The sequence below is a fragment of the Streptomyces sp. NPDC057249 genome (assembly GCF_042669245.1).
In the GTDB taxonomy this organism is placed as follows: Bacteria; Actinomycetota; Actinomycetes; order Streptomycetales; family Streptomycetaceae; genus Streptomyces.
Window position 1 is genome coordinate 24,552 of the sequence record NZ_JBHUXS010000025.1, and the last position, 24,000, is coordinate 48,551.

The 24,000-nt window shown below is 71.7% G+C and carries 25 protein-coding genes; 4 read left to right on the forward strand and 21 right to left on the reverse strand.

The window, feature by feature from the left end; translation table 11 throughout:
• Positions 1–95: 95 nt before the first annotated feature.
• The 6 genes from ACFUJY_RS31940 to ACFUJY_RS31965 form a co-directional block, all read right to left on the reverse strand.
• The gene (locus ACFUJY_RS31940) at positions 96–1,112 is read right to left on the reverse strand and encodes a TIGR03842 family LLM class F420-dependent oxidoreductase (protein ID WP_383306081.1); all 1,017 of its coding nucleotides are present in this window, start codon (positions 1,110–1,112) and stop codon (positions 96–98) included.
• Positions 1,113–1,123: 11 nt separating this feature from the next.
• A complete protein-coding gene (gene hydA, locus ACFUJY_RS31945; protein WP_383306083.1) occupies positions 1,124–2,524 on the reverse strand; it encodes a dihydropyrimidinase in 1,401 nt (466 codons plus the stop codon).
• A 73-nt stretch (positions 2,525–2,597) separates the two neighbouring features.
• Positions 2,598–3,881 carry an aspartate aminotransferase family protein gene (locus ACFUJY_RS31950; RefSeq protein WP_383306085.1) on the reverse strand — a complete coding sequence of 428 codons (1,284 nt, stop codon included), beginning with the start codon at positions 3,879–3,881 and terminating at the stop codon, positions 2,598–2,600.
• On the reverse strand, positions 3,878–4,720 hold the full coding sequence (locus ACFUJY_RS31955; RefSeq protein ID WP_383306087.1) for a nitrilase-related carbon-nitrogen hydrolase: 843 nt from the start codon (positions 4,718–4,720) through the stop codon (positions 3,878–3,880). Before ACFUJY_RS31955 ends, ACFUJY_RS31950 begins: the two co-directional genes overlap by 4 nt.
• Positions 4,721–4,894: 174 nt before the next feature.
• Positions 4,895–5,275, reverse strand: coding sequence for a PPOX class F420-dependent oxidoreductase (locus tag ACFUJY_RS31960; RefSeq protein ID WP_383306089.1), 381 nt, complete (start codon positions 5,273–5,275; stop codon positions 4,895–4,897).
• A 57-nt stretch (positions 5,276–5,332) separates the two neighbouring features.
• On the reverse strand, positions 5,333–5,602 hold the full coding sequence (locus ACFUJY_RS31965) for a helix-turn-helix domain-containing protein (protein WP_383306091.1): 270 nt from the start codon (positions 5,600–5,602) through the stop codon (positions 5,333–5,335).
• A gap of 55 nt (positions 5,603–5,657) precedes the next feature.
• Here ACFUJY_RS31965 and map point away from each other — a divergent pair, with 55 nt between their 5' ends.
• Positions 5,658–6,425 carry a type I methionyl aminopeptidase gene (map, locus tag ACFUJY_RS31970; protein ID WP_383306093.1) on the forward strand — a complete coding sequence of 256 codons (768 nt, stop codon included), beginning with the start codon at positions 5,658–5,660 and terminating at the stop codon, positions 6,423–6,425.
• Here the strand turns inward: map and ACFUJY_RS31975 are convergent.
• The gene (locus ACFUJY_RS31975) at positions 6,422–7,231 is read right to left on the reverse strand and encodes a glycoside hydrolase family 75 protein (protein ID WP_383306095.1); all 810 of its coding nucleotides are present in this window, start codon (positions 7,229–7,231) and stop codon (positions 6,422–6,424) included. The two genes, map and ACFUJY_RS31975, sit on opposite strands and share 4 nt — an antisense overlap.
• A gap of 66 nt (positions 7,232–7,297) precedes the next feature.
• Positions 7,298–9,106, reverse strand: a complete 1,809-nt coding sequence (gene ggt, locus ACFUJY_RS31980) for a gamma-glutamyltransferase (RefSeq protein WP_383306097.1) — start codon at positions 9,104–9,106, stop codon at positions 7,298–7,300.
• 105 nt (positions 9,107–9,211) lie between these two features.
• Here ggt and ACFUJY_RS31985 point away from each other — a divergent pair, with 105 nt between their 5' ends.
• Positions 9,212–9,955, forward strand: a complete 744-nt coding sequence (locus tag ACFUJY_RS31985) for a hypothetical protein (protein ID WP_383306099.1) — start codon at positions 9,212–9,214, stop codon at positions 9,953–9,955.
• Between the two features lie 12 nt (positions 9,956–9,967).
• Here the strand turns inward: ACFUJY_RS31985 and ACFUJY_RS31990 are convergent, their stop codons facing one another.
• On the reverse strand, positions 9,968–10,717 hold the full coding sequence (locus tag ACFUJY_RS31990; RefSeq protein WP_383306102.1) for a hypothetical protein: 750 nt from the start codon (positions 10,715–10,717) through the stop codon (positions 9,968–9,970).
• The gene (locus tag ACFUJY_RS31995) at positions 10,717–11,181 is read right to left on the reverse strand and encodes a hypothetical protein (protein WP_383306104.1); all 465 of its coding nucleotides are present in this window, start codon (positions 11,179–11,181) and stop codon (positions 10,717–10,719) included. Before ACFUJY_RS31995 ends, ACFUJY_RS31990 begins: the two co-directional genes overlap by 1 nt.
• 230 nt (positions 11,182–11,411) lie before the next feature.
• Here ACFUJY_RS31995 and ACFUJY_RS32000 point away from each other — a divergent pair, with 230 nt between their 5' ends.
• A complete protein-coding gene (locus ACFUJY_RS32000) occupies positions 11,412–12,209 on the forward strand; it encodes an SAM-dependent methyltransferase (protein WP_383306106.1) in 798 nt (265 codons plus the stop codon).
• 14 nt (positions 12,210–12,223) lie between these two features.
• On the opposite strand, the gene ACFUJY_RS32005 is transcribed toward ACFUJY_RS32000, so the two are convergent.
• Genes ACFUJY_RS32005 through ACFUJY_RS32025 form a run of 5 tightly spaced genes read right to left on the reverse strand, consistent with a single transcriptional unit; the run spans position 12,224 to position 17,773 of the window.
• A complete protein-coding gene (locus ACFUJY_RS32005) occupies positions 12,224–12,742 on the reverse strand; it encodes a hypothetical protein (protein WP_383306108.1) in 519 nt (172 codons plus the stop codon).
• Between the two features lie 11 nt (positions 12,743–12,753).
• Positions 12,754–14,175 (reverse strand): ATP-binding protein, encoded by a 1,422-nt coding sequence (locus tag ACFUJY_RS32010; RefSeq protein WP_383306110.1) that lies wholly within the window; start codon positions 14,173–14,175, stop codon positions 12,754–12,756.
• Complete coding sequence (locus ACFUJY_RS32015) at positions 14,172–14,855, reverse strand: response regulator (protein ID WP_383306112.1); 684 nt, start codon at positions 14,853–14,855, stop codon at positions 14,172–14,174. The genes ACFUJY_RS32010 and ACFUJY_RS32015 overlap by 4 nt, the downstream gene beginning before the upstream one ends.
• Positions 14,856–14,915: 60 nt before the next feature.
• Positions 14,916–16,613: a murein biosynthesis integral membrane protein MurJ gene (gene murJ, locus ACFUJY_RS32020; protein ID WP_383306114.1), complete on the reverse strand. Its 1,698-nt coding sequence runs from the start codon at positions 16,611–16,613 to the stop codon at positions 14,916–14,918.
• Positions 16,610–17,773, reverse strand: a complete 1,164-nt coding sequence (locus ACFUJY_RS32025; RefSeq protein WP_383306116.1) for a lipid II:glycine glycyltransferase FemX — start codon at positions 17,771–17,773, stop codon at positions 16,610–16,612. Before ACFUJY_RS32025 ends, murJ begins: the two co-directional genes overlap by 4 nt.
• Positions 17,774–17,996: 223 nt before the next feature.
• Between ACFUJY_RS32025 and ACFUJY_RS32030 the strand changes: the two genes are divergently transcribed.
• Positions 17,997–19,202: an Ig-like domain-containing protein gene (locus ACFUJY_RS32030; RefSeq protein ID WP_383306118.1), complete on the forward strand. Its 1,206-nt coding sequence runs from the start codon at positions 17,997–17,999 to the stop codon at positions 19,200–19,202.
• Positions 19,203–19,288: 86 nt separating this feature from the next.
• Here the strand turns inward: ACFUJY_RS32030 and ACFUJY_RS32035 are convergent, their stop codons facing one another.
• The 6 genes from ACFUJY_RS32035 to ACFUJY_RS32060 form a co-directional block, all read right to left on the reverse strand.
• A complete protein-coding gene (locus ACFUJY_RS32035) occupies positions 19,289–20,161 on the reverse strand; it encodes an amino acid ABC transporter permease (protein WP_383306120.1) in 873 nt (290 codons plus the stop codon).
• Complete coding sequence (locus ACFUJY_RS32040; protein WP_383306122.1) at positions 20,158–20,802, reverse strand: amino acid ABC transporter permease; 645 nt, start codon at positions 20,800–20,802, stop codon at positions 20,158–20,160. Before ACFUJY_RS32040 ends, ACFUJY_RS32035 begins: the two co-directional genes overlap by 4 nt.
• Before the next feature lie 16 nt (positions 20,803–20,818).
• Positions 20,819–21,730 (reverse strand): glutamate ABC transporter substrate-binding protein, encoded by a 912-nt coding sequence (locus ACFUJY_RS32045; protein ID WP_383306124.1) that lies wholly within the window; start codon positions 21,728–21,730, stop codon positions 20,819–20,821.
• 14 nt (positions 21,731–21,744) lie between these two features.
• Entirely contained in the window at positions 21,745–22,488 is a 744-nt protein-coding gene (locus ACFUJY_RS32050) for an amino acid ABC transporter ATP-binding protein (RefSeq protein WP_383306126.1), read from the reverse strand.
• Between the two features lie 135 nt (positions 22,489–22,623).
• Positions 22,624–23,064: a DUF6278 family protein gene (locus tag ACFUJY_RS32055; RefSeq protein ID WP_383306128.1), complete on the reverse strand. Its 441-nt coding sequence runs from the start codon at positions 23,062–23,064 to the stop codon at positions 22,624–22,626.
• A 117-nt stretch (positions 23,065–23,181) separates the two neighbouring features.
• The gene (locus ACFUJY_RS32060; protein ID WP_383306130.1) at positions 23,182–23,961 is read right to left on the reverse strand and encodes an exodeoxyribonuclease III; all 780 of its coding nucleotides are present in this window, start codon (positions 23,959–23,961) and stop codon (positions 23,182–23,184) included.
• Between the last annotated feature and the right edge of the window lie 39 nt (positions 23,962–24,000).

Consider the following 24,000-nt stretch of genomic DNA (forward strand, 5'->3'; position numbering starts at 1 on the left):
GGCGGCTGGACCCTTCGCTCGGGGCGGTGCCGTGCGGGGCGGGCGGGGCGCGGGGGGTTGCGTACGACCGGAGGTGCGTTCGACCGTGGGGGCGGTCAGTCGGTGAGGGCGGGGATGACGGCGGAGCCGTAGGCGTCGATGGTGGCCTCGCGGGCGTCGTGCATGTTGTACACCGCGAACTGGTCGACGCCCAGCCCCTTGAGGTGTCTCAGCTTCTCGACGTGGGCGGCGGCCGGGCCGAGCAGGCAGAAGCGGTCCACGATGGCGTCGGGGACGAACGCGGTGTCGGGGTTCCCGGCGCGCCCGTGGTGGCTGTAGTCGTAGCCCTGCCGGTCCTTGATGTACGCGGTCAGCTCGTCCGGGACCAGGCCCGAGTGTTCGCCGTACCGGGCGACGAGGTCGGCGACGTGGTTGCCGACCATCCCGCCGAACCAGCGGCACTGGTCCCGGGCGTGGGCCAGGGCCTCGGGCGAGTCGTCGTCGGTGACGTAGGCGGGGGCGGCGACGCAGATGGTGACCGAGTCCGGGTCGCGTCCGGCCCCGGCCGCCGCGTCCCGTACCGCCTTGATCATCCACTCGGTGAGGTAGGGGTCCGCGAGCTGGAGGATGAAGCCGTCGGCCTTCTGCCCGGCGAGCGCGAGGGCCTTGGGGCCGTAGGCGGCCATCCAGACGGGGAGCTTGCCGTCCTTGATCCAGGGGATGCGGACCGGGTTGCCGTCCACGTCTGCCTCGCGGCCCTCCGCCAGGTCGCGGATGACGTCGATGGCCTCGCCGAGCCGGGCCAGAGTGTTGGGGGCGCGCCCGGCGACGCGCATCGCGGAGTCGCCCCGGCCGATCCCGCACACGGTCCGGTTGCCGTACATGTCGTTGAGGGTGGCGAAGGTGGAGGCGGTGACCTCCCAGGTGCGGGTGCCCGGGTTGGTGACCATGGGGCCGACGGTGAGGCGGTCGGTGTGTTCCAGGATGGCGCTGTAGATGACGAAGGGCTCCTGCCAGAGCACCGCCGAGTCGAAGGTCCAGCCGTAGCGGAACCCGTTGCGTTCGGCGCGGCGCATCAGGCCGATCACGGCCGATGCGGGCGGGTCCGTCTGGAGGACGAGTCCGAAGTCCATTCCCGTTGCTCCTAGTTCAGGTACTGACAGGTGGCGCGCGGGGTGTACATGCCGTGGCCGGCCCGGCCGGTGTACGTGCGGTGGTCGATGACGACCTCGCCGCGCGAGAGCACGGTCTCGACCCGGCCGGTGAGCCGCTTCCCCTCGTATGCCGAGTAGTCGACGTTCATGTGGTGGGTGGCGGCGGACACGGTCTGCTCGGCGGCCGGGTCGTACACGACGATGTCCGCGTCCGCGCCGGGCGCGATCGTGCCCTTCTTCGGGTAGAGGCCGAACATCCTCGCCGGTGACGCGCAGGCGATCTCGATCCAGCGGCGGCGCGAGATGTGGCCGTCGACCACCGCCTGGTGCAGCAGGTCCATGCGGTTCTCGACACCCGGCATGCCGTTGGGGATCTTCGAGAAGTCGCCCCGCCCCATCTCCTTCTGCCCGGAGAAGCAGAAGGGGCAGTGGTCGGTGGAGACGACCTGGAGCTCGTTGTTGCGCAGCCCGCGCCACAGGACCTCCTGGTGCTCCCGGGGCCGCAGCGGCGTGGAGCAGACGTACTTGGCGCCCTCGAAGTCCGGTTCCGCGAGGTTGTCGGTGGACAGGAAGAGGTACTGCGGGCAGGTCTCACCGAAGACGGGCTGTCCCTTGTGGCGGGCCGCGGCGATCTCGGCGACGGCCTCGTCGGCGGAGACGTGCACGACGTACAGCGGCGATCCGGCGACCCGGGCGAGCTGGATCGCGCGGTGCGTGGCCTCGGCCTCCAGCGCCACCTTGCGTACGTCGCCGTGGTGGCGGGGATCGGTGCGGCCGGCGGCGAGGGCCTGCTCGACCAGGACGTCGATGGCGATGCCGTTCTCCGCGTGCATCATGATCAGGCCGCCGTTGGACTCGGCCCGCTGCATGGCGCGCAGGATCTGCCCGTCGTCGCTGTAGAAGACACCGGGGTACGCCATGAACAGCTTGAAGGACGTGATGCCCTCGCCGACGAGAAGGTCCATCTCCTTGAGCGAGGACTCGTTCACGTCCGCGAGGATCATGTGGAAGGCGTAGTCGATGGCGCAGTTGCCGTCCGCCTTGGCGTACCAGGCGTCCAGGCCCTCGCGCAGGGAGCGGCCGACGGACTGGATGGCGAAGTCCACGACGGTGGTGGTGCCGCCCCACGCCGCGGCGCGGGTGCCGGTCTCGAAGGTGTCCGCCGCGTAGGTGCCCCCGAACGGCATCTCCATGTGGGTGTGCGCGTCGACCCCGCCCGGGATGACATATCTGCCGGTGGCGTCGATGGTCCGGCCGGCGGTCCAGCCGGCCGCCTCGTCGCTGTCGTGGGCGGCGAGCGCGGCGATCCGGCCGCCGTCGACGAGGACGTCCGCGTGCATCTCGTCCGACGCGGTGACGACCAGGCCGCCGCGGATGACGGTACGGCTCATGGGTACCCCTCCTCGTTGTGCTGGTGGAGCGCGGGTGCGGGGCCGGGCCCCGCACCCGCGCGGTGTCCGGCGCTCAGCCCACCGTGCGCAGCGCGTCGGCGAGGATGTCCGCGCCCTCTTCCGCCTCCGGGATCGCGAGCGAGAGGGGCGGGGCGATGCGCAGGACGCTGGTGTTGTGGCCGCCGCCCTTGCCGATGAGCAGGCCGCCCTCGCGCGCCGCCTCCAGCACGGCCGCGGCCGCTTCCGGATCGGCCTCGTCGGTGCCGGGCTTCACGAGCTCGACGCCGATCATCAGGCCCCGGCCACGGACCTCGCGCACCCGCTGCGAGGCGGCGCCGATCGCGCGCAGCCGCTCGATGAGCAGGCCGCCGACGCGGCGGGCGTTGCCCTGGAGGTCGTGTTCCAGGAGGTACGAGAGGTTGGCGAGGCCGGCCGCCATGGTGACCGGTGAACCGCCGAACGTCGAGATGGAGTTGGCGTCCAGGCAGTTCATGACCTCGGCGCGGGCGACCACCCCGCCGATGGACATGCCGTTGCCGATGCCCTTGGCGAAGGTGAGGATGTCCGGCGGCCCGTTCTGGGCGTGGGCCTGCCACCCCCAGAAGTGTTCGCCGGAGCGCCCCCAGCCCGTCTGCACCTCGTCGGAGATCCACAGCACGCCGTGCCGGTTCAGCACCTCCCGGAACGCGCCGTACAGCCCGTCGGGCGGCGAGGTGAAGCCGCCGACGCCCTGGATGGGTTCGGCGATCAGGGCGGCGGGGGTGCGGGTGTGGCCGAGCAGGTCCTCCAGGTCCGCGACGCAGGCGGCGGTGAACTCCTCGTCGCTCAGGTGCGCGTACGGGCCCCGGGTGCGGACGCCGCCGTGCACGTACAGGGTCTGCAGCGGCGAGAGGCTGGTGGGCGACCAGGCGTTGTTGCCGGTGATGGAGACCGCGGAGAAGGACCGGCCGTGGTAGCTGTTGCGCATCGCCAGGATCTGGTTCGACCGGCGGTAGGTGGTGGCGAGGAGCAGGGCGGTGTCGTTGGCCTCGGTGCCCGAGGTGGTGAAGAAGACCCTGGCGTCGGGGATGCCGGAGAGCGAGGCGACGCGCTCGGCCAGCTCGATCATCGGGCGGTTGAGGTAGAGCGTCGAGGAGTGGATGATCCGGCCGGCCTGCTCGCTGACGGCCTTGGTGACCTCGGGCAGCGCGTGGGCGGTCATGGTGGTGAGGATGCCGCCGAAGAAGTCGAGGTAGCGGTTGCCGTCGGCGTCCCAGACGTGGCGGCCCTCGCCGTGCGTGATCTCCAGCGGGTGGCGGTAGTAGAGCGCCAGCCAGTCGGGGCTGACGGCGAGGTGGCGGTGGTGGAGGCTGCTCACGGCTCGACCAGCCCCTCGTACGCGTCGGGCCGTCGGTCCCGGTAGAACGCCCACTGCTGCCGGACCTCCTCGATGAGCCCGAAGTCCAGGTCGCGGACGAGGAGTTCCTCCTCCTTGTCACTGGCGACGTCGCCGACGAACTGGCCGCGCGGGTCGACGAAGTAGCTGGTGCCGTAGAAGTCGTTGTCGCCGTACTCCTCCTGGCCGACGCGGTTGATCGCGGCGATGAAGTACTCGTTGGCGACGGCGGACGCGGGCTGTTCCAGCTGCCACAGGTAGCCGGAGAGGCCGCGTGAGGTGGCGGACGGGTTGTACACCAACTGGGCTCCGTTGAGTCCCAGTTGCCGCCAGCCCTCGGGGAAGTGCCGGTCGTAGCAGATGTAGACGCCGACCTTGCCGACGGCGGTGTCGAAGACCGGCCAGCCGACGTTGCCGGGTTTGAAGTAGTACTTCTCCCAGAAGCCCTTGACCTGCGGGATGTGGTGCTTGCGGTACTTGCCGAGGTAGGAGCCGTCGGCGTCGATCACGGCGGCGGTGTTGTAGTAGAAGCCGGACTGCTCCAGTTCGAAGACCGGGACGACGATCACCATGCCGGTCTCGCGGGCCAGATCCCGCATCCGCCGTACGGTCGGCCCGTCCGGCACCGCCTCGGCCCAGCGGTAATGCTCGGGCTCCTGCACCTGGCAGAAGTACGGGGCGTTGAACACTTCCTGGAAGCCGATGATCTGCGCGCCTTGCCGGGCGGCCTCGCGGGCGTGCTCCTCGTGCTTGGCGATCATGGATTCGGTGTCGCCGGTCCAGGTCGCCTGGACGAGTGCGGCGCGTACGACGTGGGACATGAGCTGCTCCTTCGACGCGGCGTCAGAGAGCCTCTTCGTGCTTCTACGCCCGTAGACACGTGCGTAGGGGAGAACGTAAGCCCCGTCACACGGCGGGGCAAGACCATCGCCGTGAACCAGCTGAGTCGATCATGTTTCACACCCGTGCGGGCCAGCGCGCGGCGCGCCCGGGCGTCAGAGGGTGATGGCGATCCCCGTGTGCGGGCGCTTGCCGAGCCGGACGATCATCGCCGGGTAGTCGAGCAGCCAGTACTTCCAGGTGTACTTGCGGCCGATCGCGCGGCGCACGGCGGCCGTCTCGCGCTCGCCGAGCAGCCTGGCGGTGCCCTCGGCGCTCGGGGCGCCCTCCTCGGTCCGCCCGCGTACGTCGCAGACGGTGACGCGGACCCGGCTGTCGTTGCGCAGCCGCTTGACCTTCCAGGAGTCGGTCTTGGTCCAGACGAGCAGCTCACCGCCTTCGGCGACCGCCCAGACGGGGGTGGCGACGGGCGTGCCGTCCTTGCGGTACGTGGTCAGGCTGACGTACTCGCTGCGCGCGAAGTCCTGGAGGCTCATGAGCCCCAGACTAGGCGCGCGGGCGCAAGCGGGGCGCGAGCGCGGTCGCGTTCCGCGTTATCCGGCCAGGGGCACGGCCGCCGGTTCCGGGGCGCAGCGCAGCAGGAGTTCGTCCATGGAGAGGCCGAGCGCGCCGGCCAGGGCGGCGACGGTGAAGAACGCGGGGGTGGGGGCGCGGCCGGTCTCGATCTTCCGCAGGGTCTCGGCGGAGATGCCGGCGTGGGCGGCGATGTCGGTCATGGAGCGGGCGCCGCGCGCCTCGCGCAGCAGGAGGCCGAGCCGTTCGCCGCGCAAGCGCTCTTCGGGGGTCAGGGGGGTACGGACCATGCCGTCATTCTAATACCGCTCGGACCGGTATAGTAATTGCGGTATTGTAATTGGCATGGTGCAACTCAAGACGGACACATCCATCGAAGCCATGCGTGCGACCGGCCGCGTCGTGGCACACATGCTCACCGCCGCCCGGGAGGCCGCCGAGGTCGGCGTCTCACTGCGCGAACTGGACGAGGTGGCGCGCGGGGTGCTGCGCGAGGCTGGCGCCGGCTCGCCCTTCCTGGGCTACCGGCCGCACTTCGCCCCGGTCCCCTTCCCCGCGGTCATCTGCGCGTCGGTCAACGACGCGATCGTGCACGGCATCCCGACGGACTACCGGCTGCGCGACGGCGACCTGGTCAGCATCGACGCGGGCGCCACGCTGGACGGCTGGGCCGGCGACTCCGCGATCAGCTTCACCGTGGGCCGCGCCCGCCCCGCCGACACCCGGCTCGTGGACACCGCGTACAAGGCCCTGGCGGCGGGCATCGCGGCCGCCACCGTGGGCAACCGGATCGGTGACATCGCGCACGCCATCGGCACGGTCTGCCGCACCGCCGGCTACGGCATCCCCGAGGGCTTCGGCGGGCACGGCGTGGGCCGCGAGATGCACGAGGACCCGGGGGTGCCCAACGAGGGCCGGCCGGGGCGCGGGATGCCGTTGCGGCACGGCATGGTGCTGGCGATCGAGCCGATGCTGATCGGGGGCGGCGTGGACACGTACCGCGCGGACCGCGACGGCTGGACCCTGCGCACGACGGACGGCAGCCGGGCCGCGCACGCCGAGCACACGGTGGCGATCACCGACGACGGCCCGCGCATCCTGACCGCCCTCTAGCGCACGAACTCCTCGGCGAGGGCCCGCCCCGCACGCACGGCGGCGTCGTGGTCCTCGATCGGTGACACGCGGGAGTCCTTGAACAGGATGTAGGTGACCCCCGAAGGCGCGCCGCCGCTGCTCGGGTCGGGGTCGATGCCGAGCGACTTCGCGGTGGCGTACGAGGCTTCGCCGATGATGCGCTCCGGGCCGACGTCGCCGACGACCGCGTACTCCACCTTCTCGCCGTGCACGACGGCGACCACCCCGCCGCCCCGGATGCCGGACTTCGCGTAGTCCCAGGTGCCGGAGGGCGCCGGCACGACCACGTACGGCAGTTCCGCCGCGTTGAGCGGCCGGCCGTCCGAGGCGTGGAAGGCGGTGTCGGCGTGGAAGGAGGGATCGGTCGCGGTGTTGCAGGCGGTGGTCGTCCGGCCGTCGCAGTCGATGTCCAGGTCGGCCTTCCAGAACACCGCCTCGCCCGCGCCGCAGACCGGCACGGTCGGCGATGCCGTCTCGTCCGTCCGGTACGTGCCGTTCGACACCTGCTCGCAGTCCGACACCTTGGCCAGCAGGTCGGCCGCCCCGACACCGGTGCTCTCCCGGGCCGGGGCGGGCGCCGGTTCGGATCGGTGGGCCCGGGTGGATGCCTGGTGGACCCGCGCCACCAGGGCGGGCGGCACGGCCGGCCGGATGGGCCGGGACGGCGGCGCGGGGGCGGCGGTGGCGGGGTCCGGCTCCCCCGCCACCGCGAGGGTGGCGGGGGCCGGTGCGCCGGCGGTGAGCAGCGCGGCACCGGAGGCCGTGACGAGGGCAAGCGTTCGCATACGCACTGGGGGGCGCCCTTCTGGCGAGGAGATGGTCGTGCCGTGCCCCCCTGCGAAGGTGTGCCGTCAGGGCCGCCCGCTCGGCCTCACCACCATCGCCGAGCCGCCGCCGCGCCGCACCTTCTCGGCCGCGGCGAGCCACCGCCCGTCGGGCAGCCGCTGTACGCCGGTCGCCGCGCCGATCTCCGGGTTGAGCTTGAAGACGTGGCCGAGGGATTCCAGCTCCGGCCGCAGCGGGCTGTTCCAGAGCGCCGGTTCCAGCTCGGTCGCCGGGGCGTTGCGCTGGCTGGCCCGGGGTGCGGCGATGGCGTCGACCAGCGGCAGCCCGCGGTCCAGCTTGCCGGTGAGCGTCTGGAGCACGGTGGTGATGATGGTCGCGCCGCCGGGCGAGCCCAGGGCGAGGACCGGCTTCCCGTGCCGGAGCACGATGGTCGGCGAGATCGAGGAGCGCGGGCGCTTGCCGGGACCGGGCAGGTTCGGGTCGTGGACGGCGGGGTCGGCCGGTGCGAAGGAGAAGTCGGTCAGCTCGTTGTTGAGCAGGAAGCCGCGTCCCGGCACGGTGATCCCGCTGCCGCCGGTCTGCTCGATGGTCAGGGTGTACGCGACGACGTTGCCCCACTTGTCGGCGGTCGTCAGATGCGTGGTGTTCTCACCCTCGTACGTGGTCGGCGCGGCCTTCCCCGCCGACCGGCAGGCGCCGGGGTGGCGCGGGTCGCCCGGGGGGAGCGGGCTGGTCAGCACCGCGTCGTCCTTGATCAGGCAGGCGCGCGCCTCCGCGAACCGCCGGCTGAGCAGGCCCTTCGTCGGCACGTCCTCGAACGCGGGGTCGCCGACCCAGCGCCCCCGGTCGGCGAACGCGATACGGCTCGCCTCGATGTACCGGTGCAGGTACTGGGCCTCGCTCGCCCGCGAGAGGTCGGTGGACTCCAGGATGTTGAGGGCCTCGCCCACCGTCGTACCGCCGGACGAGGACGGGGCCATGCCGTACACGTCCAGCCCCCGGTAGTTCACCTTCGTGGGCGCCCGGCGCAGCGCGCGGTAGGAGCGCAGGTCCGCGGCGGTCAGGTCGCCGGGGCGCACCACCCGGTCGGACGCCGGGTCGACGGGCGGGTTGCGTACGGTCCGGACGACGTCCTCCGCGATCTCGCCCCGGTAGAGCTCGTCCACGCCCTTGCGGCCGACCTCCTCGTAGGTGCGCGCCAGGTCCGGGTTCCTGAGGACCGAGCCGACCACGGGGAGCTTCCCGCCGGGCAGGAACAGGTCGCGGGTGGCCGGGAAGTCCCGGAACCGCTCCTCGTTGCCCGCCGTCTGCGAGCGGAACGTTTCGTCAACGACGAAGCCGTCCCGGGCGATCCGCTCGGCGGGCTTCAGGACCTGCCGGAGCGACTTGCTGCCCCAGGCGTTCAGGGCGGTGTCCCAGGTGGCGGGCGTCCCGGGGGTGCCGACGCCGAGCCCGCTGGTCACGGCGTCGGCGAAGGGCAGCGGCTCGCCGTTCTCCAGGAAGAGGGAGGAGTCGGCGCTGCGCGGTGCGGTCTCGCGGCCGTCGATGGTGCGGACGGTGTGGCTGCGGGCGTCGTAGTAGACGAAGTAGCCACCGCCGCCGAGCCCCGCGGAATACGGCTCGGTGACGCCGAGCGCGGCTGCCGTGGCCACCGCGGCGTCGACCGCGTTGCCGCCCTTGCGCAGCACCTCGATACCGGCGGCCGTGGCGTCCGCGTCGACGCTGGAGACCGCTCCCCCGTATCCCACCGCGACGGGTGACTTGGGCGGTGGCGCCGAGGGGTGGGCGGACGAGGAGGGGGCGGCGGCCCCGACCGACACGACGGCGGCCAGGATCGCCGCCAACGACACATTTCGCCTGATGGAACGTCGCATGCGCAACCTCCGGTGAAGGATCGTCCGCGCAGGGTAACGCCGCTCCGGCCGCCCCGTCAGGACCGCCTCGGTCGTGAGGCCGAATGCCCGCTAACATGCCCGCCCATGACTGACGACGTACGCAACATCGTGCTGGGCGTGATAGCCGCCGGCATCAGCGCCGCTCTCGGCTGGCTCGCGCGCACCTACCTGTGGCGCCGCAGACTCCGCCGCAAGCAGGCGTTCTTCGGGCTGCCGGGGAACTCCGAGTGCCTGCTCGTCGTCAACCGGGACGCGGGCGGCGACGGCTCGGTCCACCGCCACGACGTCTTCGCCCTGCTGGAGCTCTCCGCGCTGATCAAGGACTGCGCGGCGCACGCCCAGATCCTGTCCCACGACATCGCGCAGCAGGGCATCGGCGAGCGCACCGAATTCTGCGTCGGGGGGCCGGTCTCGAACCGCCGGATGGCCGCGCATCTGCACTCGCTGCTGCCCGGGGTGCGGATCAACACCGAGCCGGAGCCCGGCCCCGACCGGGGCGCCTTCCAGATCGGTTCGGAGCGCTACCGGGTCGAGAAGGGCGTCAGCGAGTACGTGCTGCTGGCCCGGCTGACGACCGGTCGGGACGCCAGACCGGTCTTCCTCTTCTGCGGCCAGCAGGCCATCACCAACCAGGCCGCCACCCGCTACCTGGCCCGCAACCACGAACAGCTCGCCCGCAAGCACGGCAACAGCACCTTCTGCCTGCTCCTGAAGGTCGTCAACTCCCAGGCGTACGGCCCCGACGTGGTCGAGGTCGTCGCGGACGTCACCCGCGCGGCCCAGGCCCCGGCCCCCGCGCCGCGCACCTCGCACCGCGCGGGGAGCTGAGCGGGAACGCCGTCATGCGGCGCCTCCGCGCATCCGCCGGCGCAGCCCGCCGAGCATCGGCATGGTCAGACCGGCGAAGAGGAAGAGGACGGCGAGCCCGCTCAGCGCCGGGCTCACCGCCTCCTCGACGTCCAGCGACCAGGGGCTGCCGAGTGCGTAGCAGAGGAGGTACGACCCCTTGGACACCGTGTAGCCGACGCCCAGGACCGCCGCGAAGGCCCCCAGGGCGAAGCCCGCGCCGCTCCAGGGGCGGGTGGTCCGGCACCGGCGGGCGGTGCGACCGCACATGAAGACGAGTTCGCCGCAGGTGATCAGGACGTAGAAGAGGTAGACGAGGAGGTAGGCGGCCACGGCGGAGTGGTCGGCGTACGCCGTGGTGAACTCGACGTCCTCGCCGTTCGTGGCGAGGAAGAGCGGGACCATGACGGCCAGCACGACGACGGCCACGCATATGCGCTGGTACATGGCGGCGCGCAGGTATTCCGGGCGGTAGGCCAGGTCCACCATCGTCATCTGCAGTGCCGCGCACCAGAGGATGGCGCAGACGTGTGCCACCAGCTTCCCGGCGTTGTCCAGGCCGGTGACCTCCTCGGCCGTCCGGGCCACCGCGGGCACCGCGAAGAAGACGCCCACGGTGCACACACCGAACGCCACCGCGATCAACCAGGTGAACGCGCGCGGGTGGCGCATGGCTCTCCGGGCGCAGAGCACGGTGACGAGCACGCCCGCGACGGTGCAGGCGCCGAATATCATGCCGTCCATCAGAGACCTTCCAATGCATCGGCCGCGTACTGGGCGGCCTCGGTTTCGGTGCGTCGCCGTCGGGCCCGCTTCGGCTTCCCGGCGCCCGGCACGCCGTCCGGCACGGAGGGGAGGCCGAGGGCCTTCCGCCGTTGTTCCAACTGGGCTGCCACCTGGTGGACTTCGCTCTCCGGCAGGTCGCTCAGGAGGGCGAGGACGCGACGGGCAAGAGGGTCCTCGAAGGCTTCGAGTGCCGCGAGGTCGTCGTAACCGGGGTGCGGCAGCAGGTACGCCGGCGGCACGTCGCCGAGAGCCCGGCACAGGGCGAGGACGGTCTTGATCGTCGGGTTGTCCTGCTGGCCGCCGGCGAGCTTCGCGATGAGCGCGAACGACGTCGTCGCGGGCGGGTCGGGCAGGTCCTCGACGGCCTGGGACAGGGTGCGGGAGACGAATGCCCTGCCGCGTGCGTCCTTCCGCTGGGCCATGAGCGACTTCAGCTTGTGCGCGAGGGACCGCGGTCGCGGGTGGCGCCCTTCGACGGCAGTGCCCCTCGGGGGCTCACCCTCGTCACGGCTCGCGCTCACGTGGATCTCTCTCACCGTCACCGATCTTGCTCTTGTGTACTTTAGTTGACACGCCGTCGGGCGCAAGGGCAGGATCGCGGCTTCGGCAGACTCTGGAATCCGACCGCGGCGGCCGCCGAGAGGAGCGCCACTTGAGGCAGCACGGCTTACCCGCTCCGGTGATCGACACCGGCCGGCCTCACTCCGCAAGGATCTACGACTACCTGCTCGGCGGCAAGGACAACTACCGGGTGGACCAGCAGGCCGGTGACGAGCTCGTCGCCGCCGCGGCCCATGAGCGGGCTGCCGCCCGGGCCAACCGCGCCTTCCTGGAACGCGCCGTCCGCCATGTCGTCGGCGCGGGTCTGCGGCAGGTCCTCGACATCGGCACCGGGCTGCCCCATTCCCCCAACGTGCACGAGGTCGCCCTCGAAGCGGCGCCCGACGTGCGCGTCGCGTACGTGGACAACGACCCGATCGTCGTCGCACACGCGGACGCCCTGCTGCGCAGCTCCGACCGGGTCGGCGTCGCGCTCGCCGACCTCCGTGACCCGCTGGCCGTCGTGGACCACCCCCACGTCCGGGACGTCATCGACTTCGGCCGGCCCCTCGCGCTGCTCCTCACCTCCGTGCTTCATTTCCTCACCGACGCGCAGCGGCCCGGTCAGGTCGTCGCCACCCTGCGCGACGCGCTCCCGGCCGGCAGCTGCCTGGTGCTCTCGCACGCCACCGACGACTTCGCCGACTGCAGCGCGGCGCGCGCGGTCTACGAGACCGCCACCACGCCCCTCACCCCGCGCTCCCACGCCGAGATCGAGAAGTTCCTCGACGGTTTCGAACTCCTGGCGCCCGGCCTCGTTCCCGTCCCGTCCTGGCGGCCGGACGCACCGTGCGCGGCACGGCCGGCCACGATCGGCGTCTACGGGGCGGTCGCCCGCAAAACCGGCTGAGCGGCGAGGCGCGGTCAGACCGAGCAGTGCGTCGGACCGATGGCGCCGTCGGTGCCGGTCACCGTGACCACCTCCGTCCGGTCGGCGGTACTGGCCGTGGCAGCGGTGCAGATGAGCTGCTGGCGGGCGGCCTGGGAGAGCTTGGTGACCGGCATGTCGACGGTGGCCTTCACGCCCTCCGCGCTCAGCTCGACGGCCGCACGCACCCGGCCGCTGGGCAGCTCGGTGCGCAGTCCGGCGTCGTGCTCCGCCCTGGTGGGCCCCTCGAAGAGCAGGTACAGCGCCGCGGAGGCCCCGCTGGGCCGGGTGTCGTCCGCCCAGGCCCCGCCCTCGCCGTCCTCCGGAGGGCTGACGGTCCGGACGACCGGCAGCAGCCGGGCCGCCGAGGACGAGGAGACGAAGTAGAGCAGGGCGCCGCGCTGGCCAGCCGGGGCCACCTCCACGGTGGCCGGTTCGCCCGCCTCCACGACGTCCGTCGCACGAATCCCGCACCCGGGGGCGAGCAGCAGCACGGGCAGCAGCGCGCCGAGCACGCGCCCGCCCCTCACCGCTCCCCCAGCGGCAGTTCCACGGTGAACACCGCGCCGCCCCCGGGACGGTTCGCCGCGACGACCGTGCCCCCGTGCAGCCGTACGTTCTCCTGGGCGATGGCGAGGCCCAGGCCGCTGCCCGCCGACCGGGTCCGGGCCGCGTCGGCCTTGTAGAACCGGTCGAAGATGTGCGGGAGCACCGCCGCGTCGATGCCCGGCCCGCTGTCCTCCACCTCCACGACGAGCCGGGCGCCTCCCCGGACCCGCACGGTGACGGGCTCCGCGCCGTGCCGCAGGGCGTTGCCGACCAGGTTGGCGACGGCCACGTCGAAGCGGCGCGGGTCGAGCACCGCCCGCACTCCGTCGGGCAGTTCGGTGGTGACCCGGTCCTCCCAGCGGCGGCCCTGAAGGGTCTTGCGTACGGTCTCGGCGATGTCGACCTCGTCCAGGTGCAGCTCGGCGGCCCGGGCGTCGAAACGGGATATCTCCATCAAGTCCTCGACCAGAGTGGCCAGTTTGCCGGTCTCCGTACTGATCAAGCGGACGGCGGCTGCGGTGTCGGGGCGCAGTTCACCGGCGTCCTCGTCCAGGACCTCGGTGACGGCGAGCATACCGGCGAGCGGGGTGCGCAGCTCGTGGGAGACGTCGGACGCGAAGCGCCTGGCCCGCTCCTCGGCCCTGCGCAGCTCCTCGACGGACTCCTGGAGCTTGGTGGACGACTCGTTGAACGTCCAGGCGAGGTCGGCGAGTTCGTCGGAGCCGCGGACGGTGATCCGGGTGTCGAGTTCGCCCCTGCCGATGCCCGCCGCCGCGCGGCGCAGCTCGCGGACCGGGCGCAGGACGCTGCGGGCGGCGAGCAGCGCGGGCACCAGGGCGACGAGCAGGGCGGGCAGGGCGCCGTCGCGGGCGGCGGTGACCATGGCGGCCACGTTGGCGTCCTCGGTGGAGAGCGGCATCACGGCGTAGAGGACGAGGCCGGTGGGCTGTTTGCCGTCGCCCCGGTTGAAGAGGGCGGGCATGCCGACGGTCAGCCACGGCTTGCCGTCCTTGACGACGCGCTGGAACGAGCCGTGGGTGCTGGCACGGGAGGCCGTGCGCAGCCCGGCGGTGATGACACCGGAGGAGGGCCGGTCGGAGGAGGAGGCCCGCAGTTCCCCGTACTCCGCGAACACGGTCCAGCCGCGCGCGCTCCCGGCCCGGGCCAGCCCGAGGCAGACCTGGCGCAGCTGCTCGGCGTCGATGGGGAGGCTGACGGCCTGGGAACCGATCCGGTCGCGGAACTGGGCGACGGCGGAGTCCTGCGCCTGCTGGAGGATCGCGGAGCGGGCCTCGCGGTAGGTGAGTGCGGCGGTGGTGGCGGCGCTGACGGCCGCGACGAACAGGAACGCCGCGATCAGCCGGGTGCGGAGGCCGAACCGGGCGGCGAAGAGTTTCACGTCAGCGGTCCGAAGCGGTAGCCGAAGCCTCGGACGGTCTGGATGTAGCGGGGGCTGCCGGGGACGTCCTCGATCTTCTGGCGGAGGCGGCGGACGCAGGCGTCGACCAGACGGGCGTCGCCGTGGTAGCTGTGCTCCCAGACGTGTTCCAGCAGCTGCTGGCGGCTGAAGACCTGTTCGGGCGAGGCCGAGAGGTGGAGCAGCAGCTTCAGTTCGGACGGGGCCAGGAGCAGCCGTTCACCGGCCTTGGCGACGGCGAGGCCCGCGCGGTCGACGGTCAGTTCCCCGTGCGCCTCGGTGCCGCCGCGTCCGGCCGGGACGGCGAGGCGGCGGAGCACGGCGCGGATGCGGGCCTCGATGACCTCGGTGCGGGCGGGCTTGACGATGTAATCGTCGGCACCGGCCTCCAGGCCGACGACGACGTCGAAGTCGTCGCCGCGTGCGGTCAGCATGATCACGGGGAGCTGACTGGTCTCCCGGATGCGGCGGCAGACCTGGACGCCGTTCATGCCGGGCAGCATCAGGTCGAGGAGGACCAGGTCCGGCCGGAACTCCCCGAGCGCGGCGAGCCCGGCCTCGCCCGTGCCGACGGCCCGCAGCTCGTGGCCGCGCCTGCGCAGGCCCAGCTCGACCCCTTCGCGCACCGAGGGGTCGTCTTCTATGAGGAGCACGCGAGGCATGGCGTCAGTATCCCAGCGATCAAGGAATGGATTCGAACGGGCGGACGGGCGCGGGCCGCTTCAGCCGCGTCGCAGCCGGCCCCGGGCGGCGGTCAGCGCGGCGCTCACCTCGGTGAGCCCCAGCGGCCGGGCCAGCCCCGCCACGACCAGGACGAGGACGGCCGTCCCTGCGCCCAGCGCGGCGAAGTCCCCGAGCCCCGAGCCGTCCGTGTCGACGGCGCGGGCCGCCGCGTACGCCAGCGCACCGGCCGGCACACACGCGGCGACCAGCCGTACGTGCGCCCGCATCCCGGGCGAGCGGCCGAGCGGAGAACGCGGCGCACCGCGCGGGGAGAGCCTGCGGTGCAGCACGTACGCGGTGACGGCGAAGCCGGTGAGCAGGGCCACGGAGTACGCGCCCGCCATGCCGGTCACCGCCCAGCGCGCGGGCAGCGTCAGATAGGCGACGACCGAGAGTCCGGCGTTGAGGGCCGCGATGACCAGGTTCAGCAGGAACGGCGTACGGGTGTCGCTCATCGCGTAGAACCCGCGCGAGAGCACGTACTGGCCGGAGAAGGCGATGAGCCCGGGGGCGAACGCGGCCATCATGCCGGCCATCACCGTGATGTCCGCCGGTCCGGTGCGCCCGTAGCCGAAGACCGAGCCCATCACCCAGGGTGCGAGCGCCAGCAGCAGCGCGGCGGCCGGGACCACCACGGCCGCGGAGGTGCGCAGCGCGTACGACAGGTCCCGGCGCACCCCGGCGAGGTCGCCGCCCGCCGCCGCCCGGCTCATGCGGGGCATCAGCGCGGTGACGAGGCTGACGGTCACGATGCCCTGCGGCACGACCCAGAGCTGGTAGGCGTAGCTGTACGCGGTGTAGCCGGCGCCGCCCGCGAGGTGCTGGTCCACGGCGTGCTGGCCGCTCGCGGTGGAGAGGCGCGTGATCACCCAGTACGCGGCCTGGTTGGTGAGGACGAGCATGACGAGCCAGCCGGCGGCACGCAGCGGACGGGTCAGTCCGCTGCCGCGCCAGTCGAACCGGGGCCGCCAGCGGAACCTCGCGGCGCGCAGCGAGGGCACCAGGGCGAGGCTCTGCACGGCGATGCCCGCCGTGGTCCCCCAGCCCAGCCACTGCGCCTGCGCCTGCGCCGGGCTGAGGGTGCCGTCGGAGCTCGCGGCCGTCCAGAGGTAGAGCCCGAACACCGCGATGATCACGAGGTTGTTGAGGACCGGCGTCCACATCATCGCGCCGAACCGGTCGCGGGCGTTGAGCACTTGGCCGAGGAGCGTGAACAGGCCGTAGAAGAGGATCTGCGGCAGGCAGTAGCGGGCCAGGGCGATGGTGAGTTCGGCCTGCTCCCCGTCGTAGGTCGGGGCGTACACCTGGATGATCAGCGGTGCGCCGAGGACGGCGAGCGCGGTGAGGGCGAGCAGGCCCGCCGTGCACAGGGTGAGCAGGCGGTCGGTGTAGGCGGCTCCGCCGTCGCTGTGCTCCTTGGCGGCCCGGACGAGTTCGGGGACGAAGACCGCGTTGAGGGCGCCGCCGATGAGCAGCATGTACAGGATGTTGGGCACGGTGTTGGCCACGGTGTACCCGTCGGCCCGCAGTCCGGTGCCGAGCGCGGCGACGACGACCGCCGAGCGTACGAACCCCGTGGCCCGCGAGACGACGGACCCGGCGGCCATCAGGGCGCCGCTGCGCAGTACCGAGCCGGAGCCGCGCGCGCCGCGCTCCTCGGGGGCGACCGCCTCCGGGGCGGCGTCGGCGGCCGTCACCGGCGCGCCAGGTAGGCCTGGAACGCCCGGTACAGCGTGTTGTTGGCGGCTCCGCCCACCGATGTCTCCCATTCTCCGAGGGTCTCCACGACCTCCCCGCCGGTGCCCAGCTTCCAGCGCAGCAGCCCGAAGGGCCGGTCACCGGGATCGAGGGTGGAGGATACCCCGCGCATGTCGTAGACCTCGGCGCCGCCTTCGAGGGCGTCGCACATCATCCGCCACTGCAGGGCGTTGCTGGGGCGGACCTCACGGCGGTGGTCGGCGGAGGCACCCGTCTGGTACCAGACCCGCCGGCCGGTGCTGATCATGGTGTGGGCGGCCAGGATCTCACCGTCGTGCACGGCGAGGCAGAGCTTCATGCGGCCGGGCTCCTCGGCGTTGAGCACGGCGTACTGGCGCTGGTAGTAACCGAGCGAGCGGCCGAGCCGGAAGCCGTCGCGCTCCTCGGTGATCCTCAGCAGCCGGTGGAACTCGGGCAGTTCGGCGGCGCTCCCGGTCACGATCCGCACCCCGGCCTTGTGCGCGCGGCGGACGTTGCGGCGCCACTCCTGATTGAGCCCGGACCACAGGTCGTCGGTGGTGCGCCCGGCGAGCGGCACCCGGAACACGTACCGGGGCTGGGCGTCCGCGTCGTCGCCGTCCCCGCCGCAGCGCCGCCAGCCGCGCGCCCGCAGCCGGTCGGCCACGGCCGCGCCGAGCGGGTCGACCTCGCTGGCCAGGACGTCGCCGACGGTGCGCCCGGGGCCGGTGGCGGCCTTGAGGCGGGCGCCGGTCCAGCGGCGGTAGGCGGGGCCGGGTCCGATGCGTACGGCGAACGCCCCGGCCGCGCGCAGGTGCGCGAGCAGGGGGCGCAGCCAGCGGTCCATCCCGGGGTCGGCCCAGTCGGCGGCCGGGCCCTCCGGAAGGTAGGCGAAGTACTTCCGGGTGCCCGGGAATTGCCGGTACAGGACGAGTGCGCTTCCGCTCAGGGTGCCGTCGTCGTCGTGCCAGCCGAGCCTTTCCGAGGACCAGCCCTCCTTCACCCCGGCCCAGGAGGGGTACTGCAGGAAGCTGGCGTCCGCGAGCGTGGCCAGATGGGCACGGTGCTCGTCCGCCGTGAGGCCGTGGATGCGTAGGTCCCGTTCCCTGCTGCGGTCTCCGGTCGCGAGCAGCGCTGACATGTCGGTGGCCCTCCCTCGTGGACCCCGCGGTCTGCTCTGCGGGGCTGCACAGGATGCTCACAGCGGTCCGTGACGGGTTCGCGCGCCGAATGTGACCGGACGATGACCGTTGCGCCGCACTTGCCGTCACACGAGGAATTCCTGCTTTTCCGCGGATTTACGGAACTTAGGCTCCGATGCGTTCCTCTTCACCGATGACCGAGCACGGCCCCGGAGGTTTCCGTTGATTCCCGCATTCCTGACACCGGCGCGCCCGCAGCGCCCCGCCCGGCTCGCGCTGATCGCCGGCTGCGCGGTGCTCGGCGTCACCCTCACGGCCTGTTCCGGGGGCGCCGCCGCGTCGGACAAGGGCGATGACGCCGCCCCCGCGAAGGCGGCGCCGGCCGCCATCTCGGTGAGCCCGCACGGCACCGCGGCCGTCGCGGGCAAGCCGGTGACGGTGACCCTGGCGGCCGGGAAGCTCCGTGAGGTGACCGTCACGGCCGGGAAGGGCGGCGCGCTCACCGGCCGGATATCCGCCGACGGCCGGACCTGGACGTCCGACCGGATGGCGGCGCCCGGCACGGCGTACCGCGTGGAGGCGCACGACACGGCGGGCAGCCGCGACACGGCCTCCTTCACGACGAGGGCGGCGGACAAGGTGAACAAGCTGACGCTGGCGCCCGGCAAGAACACGACGGTGGGCATCGCCCAGCCGCTGTCGATCGTGTTCGACAACCCGGTCAAGGACAAGGCGGCCGTCGAGAAGGCGCTCAAGGTGTCCACCTCGAACCACACCGAGGGCTCCTGGGGCTGGCTGCGCGACTACTCGGGCCGCGACCGCGTCGACTGGCGTCCGAAGGAGTACTGGAAGTCCGGGACGCGCATCACGCTCGACGCCGAGCTGAACGGCGTCGACTCGGGTCCGGAGGGCGGCTTTTTCGTGCGGGACTACGCGACGACGTTCACGGTGGGGGCGAGCCAGGTGGTGAAGGTGGACCTGGACCGGCACCGGCTGGCGCTGGAGCGGGACGGCCGCACGGTCATGGACGTGCCCGTGTCGGGCGGTACCCCGGGCGGCGACAAGCGGTCGTGGCGGGGGACGGCCGTGCTGATGGCGAAGGAGGGCACGATCAACATGCGCTCCGAGACGGTGGGCCTGGGCCACACGTACGACAAGATGGTCGACTACTCGATGCGGCTGACCTGGTCGGGCATGTACGCCCACGCCGCGCCGTGGAACGCGGCGTACTTCGGGCGGGCCAACCACAGTTCGGGGTGTGTCGGGATGAGCGACGCGGACGCCGCCGCCCTCTACCGGCAGGCCCGCGTCGGCGACCCGTTCGAGATCACGGGCGCGGAGACCAAGGGCACGGTCGCGGAGGGCAACGGCTACGGGGCGTGGAACGTCTCCTGGGACGCGTGGCGGACGAGGAGCGCTCTCGGCTGACCGGTCCGCCGGCGCGCAGCTGACCTTCTTCCCGCGTGCGAGAAGTGATCACCGGCTGCTGCCGGGCGGACCTTGCTCCCGTCCTTCTACCGCCCTCCCGGCATGAGCGTTCCGGGCTGTGCCGGTCCGACGCCCACCGCCTCCGTCTTCGGATTGCGCCGTTGCCGCCTCGCCACCCAGGTGGCGAACCAGGAGAGCAGCATGCACATCCCGATGTAGATCGGTGAGATCACCATCACCACGGGGATGAAAGGCAGATCGTAGTCCAAATTGGAGGCGATGAGCTTGCCCGCGTGGAGGAATTCCTCGTAGGTGATGAGGTAGCCGAGCGAGGTGTCCTTCAGGGCCACCACCAGCTGGCTGATGATGGTGGGCAGCATCGCGCGGATCGCCTGCGGCGCCAGGACGAAGGTGGTGACCTGCGTCTTCCGCATGCCGAGTGCGTACGCCGCCTCGCGCTGCCCGCGCTCGACGGAGTTGATGCCGGTGCGGAACACCTCGGCGAGCACCGAGCCGTTGTAGAGCGTCAGTCCGGCGACCAGCGCGGGCAGCGGCTGCACCTTCAGCGCCACGAAGATGAAGAAGATCATCACCAGCACGGGCATGGCGCGGAAGAACTCGACGAGTACCGTCGCCACCCAGCGCACCGGGCGGTGCTCGGACAGCCGCCCGACCGCGAGGACGGCGCCGAGCACCAGGGAGAGGACGGCGGCGTACGCGAACGCCTTGAGGGTGTTGCCGAGTCCGCGCAGCAGGAGTTCCTGGATGCCCTTGTACTCGAAGGGCGTCCACTTGGCGGCGGTGAACTGGTCGGTGTCGAAGAGGAGATAGATCACCCATCCGATCAGGGCGAGGATGAGGACCGTCGACAGAATTCCGTAGAGGCGGTGCCTCTTGCGGGTGTGCGGCCCGGGGATGTCGTACAGGGCGCTGGCGGTGGGGGCGGAGTGGGCGGTCATCGGGCGACTCCCCAGCGCTTTTCCATGACGTGGAAGAGCGCGCTGATGGCGAGGGTGATGATCAGGTACCCCACGGCGATCCACACGAAGGTCCAGATGATGCTGTATCCCAGTTCGTTCAGGGTTTTGTAGGTGCCGAGGAGTTCGGTGACGCTGAACGCGCCGGCGATCGCCGAGTTCTTGGCGAGTGCGATGAGCGTCGAGCCGATCGGCGGGATCACCGAGCGGAAGGCCTGCGGCAGCACGATGGCGCCGAGGCTCTGCCCGAAGGTCATCCCGAGACTGCGGGCGGCCTCGCCCTGCCCGGTGGGCACGGTGTTGATGCCGGAGCGCAGCACCTCGCAGATGAACGCGGAGGTGTAACAGCCCAGCGCGAGGATCGCGAACACGTTGAACGGCAGGACCAGCCCGAAGCGCGGCAGGCCGAGGAGCACGGCGAAGAAGAGCAGGGTGAGCGGGGTGTTGCGCAGGACCGTCACCCATACGGTGCCGAACACCCGGAGCGAGCCGACGGGCGCCACCCGGAAGGAGGCCATGACGAAGCCGAGGACCAGCGCCAGGACGGAGGCCCAGACGGTGAGTTCGACGGTGCCGAGGAAGCCCTTGCCGTAGAGCGAGAAGTTGTCGGTGAGTACGTCCATGGAGCGGGCCGTCCTCTCAGTTCGCCGGGTAGCGGTCGATGGGCGGCGGCTCGGGCGCGGGCGCGCCGGACAGGCCGAGGGTCGCCTCGAACGCCTTCTTCCAGTTGCCGTTCTTCTGGTTCTCCTCCAGCGCGTCGTCGAGTGCGAACCGCAGCGCGTTGTCGCTGCGCGGGACCCCGATGCCGTACGGCTCCTCGGAGAACGGCTTGCCGACGACCTTCATCTCGTCGGGCGCCTTGGCGGCGAAGCCCAGCAGGATCGCGTCGTCGGTGGTGACGACGTCCACCTGGAACGTCAGCAGGTTGTCGACGCAGATCGAGTACGTGTCGTACGCGACCAGCTTCGCCTTCGGATAGTCGGCGGCGATCCGCTGGTACGGGGTCGAGCCCGCGGCGGAGCAGACCGTCTTGCCGGCCAGGTCCTGCGGGCCGTGGATGTCGTCCTCGTCGGTGCGCACCAGGAGCCCCTGGCCCGCCATGTAGTAGGGCCCGGCGAAGCCGACGAGCTTCTTGCGCATGTCGTTGATGGTGTAGGTGCCGACGTAGTAGTCGATCTGTCCGTTCTGGAGTGCGGTCTCGCGGTTGGCGGAGGCGATGGTCTTGAAGCGGATCGTCTTCGGGTCGAAGCCCAGCGAGGCGGACATCATGCGGGCGATCTCGATGTCGAAGCCGGAGTAGACGCCGGTGGCGGGGTCCTTCTCGCCCAGGTAGGGCTGGTCCTCCTTGGCGCCCACCCGGAGGTAGCCGCGCTTCTTCGCGTTCCGCCAGGTACGGGAGTCCGGCAGCCGGAAGTCCTCGTCGACCTGGTAGACGGGCAGTTGGTCGGCCTTCGGGCCCTTGACCGGTGGGCTGCCCTCCTTGCCGCAGGCGGCGGCGAGGAGGGCGAGCAGGAGGCCGGCGCAGACGGCCGGCAGTTTCCTCGTACGCAACTCAGGGCCTCCCGTCAGTGCTTGAGGATCTTGGACAGGAAGTCCTTGGCCCGGTCGCTCTCCGGGGAGGTGAAGAAGTCCTCCGGGGCGCGGTCCTCCACGATGCAGCCGTCGGCCATGAAGACGACCCGGTTGGCGGCGGAGCGGGCGAATCCCATCTCATGGGTGACGACGACCATGGTCATGCCCTCGCGGGCGAGCTGCCGCATCACTTCGAGGACTTCGTTGATCATCTCCGGGTCGAGCGCCGAGGTCGGCTCGTCGAACAGGAGTGCCTTGGGGTCCATGGCGAGGGCGCGGGCGATGGCGACGCGCTGCTGCTGCCCGCCGGAGAGCTGGGCGGGGAACTTGTCGGCGTGTGCGCCGAGCCCCACCCGGTCCAGCAGTTCCCGGGAGCGCTGGTCCGCCTCGTCCTTCTTGCGCTTGCGCACCTTGACCTGGGCCAGGGAGACGTTGGCGAGGACGCTCTTGTGCGCGAAGAGGTTGAACGACTGGAAGACCATGCCGACTTCGGCCCGCAGCTGGGCCAGCCCCCGGCCCTCCTCGGGGAGGGGCCGGCCGTCGATGGCGATGTGGCCGGACTCGACGGTCTCCAGCCGGTTGATCGTCCGGCAGAGCGTCGACTTCCCGGAGCCGGACGGGCCGATGACCACCACCACCTCCCCGCGGCCGACGGTGAGATTGATGTCCTGCAGTACGTGCAACTTCCCGTAGTACTTGTTGACGTCTCGCAGCTCGATCAACGGATCGACGGCCATACGCTGCCCTACCCACTTGTCGCTCGGTCGAGGTCAGCGCAAACTAACCAGCCCGGCAAGGGACTTCTCGACCGACACGCACCAATGGGGCAAAAGGATTCTTATCGCTTCGCCCGGTTCCCCGCGGTGCGCGGGTCAGCCTTCGGCGGACTCCGCGTACACCTGGGACAGCTCGGGGCTGCCGGACATCGCCCAGTCGAGGCCCGCCGCGACGACGTCGATCTCGCGGCCCGAGGCGAGCCGCACGACGGGCTGACCGCTCGGCCAGATGTGCCAGTGCGCCCCGGGGACGTCGCGCACCAGGACCGTGCCCAGGTAGAGCCCCGCGTCGTTGCCCAGCCAGGGCAGCTCCTCCGGGTCGTCGCGCCAGCGCGGCACCAGCTGGTCGAGGGCCGTCAACGAGGCGGGACTGTCGTCCAGTTCGATGCCGTACTCCCCCACCCGGACCCGGAGCAGCTCGCACTCGGCGAGCAGTTCGGCCACGCCCTCCGGATCGGCGTCGACGGCGCCCGCGAGGCCCGTCTTCCGCGTCCCGTCGTGACGCTTACGCCAGTTGTCCAAGAAAGGGATGTTCATACCACTCAGAATCGCATCCCGGCACGGCCGCGCACCACAGGGCGCGCGGCCTGTCGTTCGAGTGCCGAACACCACACGGTCACCGTGCGTTCACGGAACGCGAGGCCCGGGCGCCGCTCAGAGGTCGAGGTCCACGACCACCGGGGCGTGGTCGGAGGCGCCCTTGCCCTTGCGCTCCTCGCGGTCCACGTAGCCGTCCCGCACGGCCGCGGTGAAGGGGGCGTTGCCGTAGACGAGGTCGATGCGCATGCCCTTGTTCTTCGGGAAGCGCAGCTCGCGGTAGTCCCAGAAGGTGTACGGGCGGTCGTACTTCAGGGGGCGGGGCATGACGTCGGACAGGCCCTCGGCGCGCAGGGCGGCCAGGGCTTCGCGCTCGGCGGGCGTGACGTGCGTGGCCCCCTCGAAGAGGGCCGGGTCCCAGACGTCCTCGTCGGTCGGGGCCACGTTGAAGTCGCCGAGCACGGCGAAGGGGGCCGCACCGGCGGCGTCGGCGGCCACCGCCTTGCGCAGCGCCTCCAGCCAGCGCAGCTTGTACGCGTAGTGCTCGTGGGCGACCTCGCGGCCGTTGGGCACGTACACCGACCAGAGGCGCACCGGGCCGCACGTCGCGCTGATCGCGCGGGGCTCCTGCGCCGTCTCGTACGCCGGGCCGTCGGGCAGGCCGAGGACGATGTCGGAGAGGCCGGCGCGGGAGATCAGCGCGACCCCGTTCCACCGCCCGTTGGCGTTGACCGCGGACTCGTAGCCCGCCTCGCGGAGCGCGTCGGCGGGGAACTGCTCGGCGGTGCACTTGGTCTCCTGGAGGCACAGCACGTCGGTGCCGCTGCTCTCCAGCCAGGCCAGCAGCCTCGGCAGGCGGGCGGTGATCGAGTTGACGTTCCAGGTGGCGATGCGCATGTACGTAAACCTAACGCCTGCCACTGACAGCCGCGGGGG

Bases quoted from the DNA above. Each gene is read 5' to 3' on its own strand.
- ACFUJY_RS31940 (WP_383306081.1), bottom strand. From the start codon at position 1,112: ATGGACTTCGGACTCGTCCTCCAGACGGACCCGCCCGCATCGGCCGTG.
- hydA (WP_383306083.1), bottom strand. From the start codon at position 2,524: ATGAGCCGTACCGTCATCCGCGGCGGCCTGGTCGTCACCGCGTCGGAC.
- ACFUJY_RS31955 (WP_383306087.1), bottom strand. From the start codon at position 4,720: ATGTCCCACGTCGTACGCGCCGCACTCGTCCAGGCGACCTGGACCGGC.
- ACFUJY_RS31960 (WP_383306089.1), bottom strand. From the start codon at position 5,275: ATGAGCCTCCAGGACTTCGCGCGCAGCGAGTACGTCAGCCTGACCACG.
- ACFUJY_RS31965 (WP_383306091.1), bottom strand. From the start codon at position 5,602: ATGGTCCGTACCCCCCTGACCCCCGAAGAGCGCTTGCGCGGCGAACGG.
- map (WP_383306093.1), top strand. From the start codon at position 5,658: ATGGTGCAACTCAAGACGGACACATCCATCGAAGCCATGCGTGCGACC.
- ACFUJY_RS31975 (WP_383306095.1), bottom strand. From the start codon at position 7,231: ATGCGAACGCTTGCCCTCGTCACGGCCTCCGGTGCCGCGCTGCTCACC.
- ggt (WP_383306097.1), bottom strand. From the start codon at position 9,106: ATGCGACGTTCCATCAGGCGAAATGTGTCGTTGGCGGCGATCCTGGCC.
- ACFUJY_RS31985 (WP_383306099.1), top strand. From the start codon at position 9,212: ATGACTGACGACGTACGCAACATCGTGCTGGGCGTGATAGCCGCCGGC.
- ACFUJY_RS31990 (WP_383306102.1), bottom strand. From the start codon at position 10,717: ATGGACGGCATGATATTCGGCGCCTGCACCGTCGCGGGCGTGCTCGTC.
- ACFUJY_RS31995 (WP_383306104.1), bottom strand. From the start codon at position 11,181: ATGGCCCAGCGGAAGGACGCACGCGGCAGGGCATTCGTCTCCCGCACC.
- ACFUJY_RS32015 (WP_383306112.1), bottom strand. From the start codon at position 14,855: ATGCCTCGCGTGCTCCTCATAGAAGACGACCCCTCGGTGCGCGAAGGG.
- ACFUJY_RS32025 (WP_383306116.1), bottom strand. From the start codon at position 17,773: ATGTCAGCGCTGCTCGCGACCGGAGACCGCAGCAGGGAACGGGACCTA.
- ACFUJY_RS32035 (WP_383306120.1), bottom strand. From the start codon at position 20,161: ATGACCGCCCACTCCGCCCCCACCGCCAGCGCCCTGTACGACATCCCC.
- ACFUJY_RS32040 (WP_383306122.1), bottom strand. From the start codon at position 20,802: ATGGACGTACTCACCGACAACTTCTCGCTCTACGGCAAGGGCTTCCTC.
- ACFUJY_RS32050 (WP_383306126.1), bottom strand. From the start codon at position 22,488: ATGGCCGTCGATCCGTTGATCGAGCTGCGAGACGTCAACAAGTACTAC.
- ACFUJY_RS32055 (WP_383306128.1), bottom strand. From the start codon at position 23,064: ATGAACATCCCTTTCTTGGACAACTGGCGTAAGCGTCACGACGGGACG.
- ACFUJY_RS32060 (WP_383306130.1), bottom strand. From the start codon at position 23,961: ATGCGCATCGCCACCTGGAACGTCAACTCGATCACCGCCCGCCTGCCG.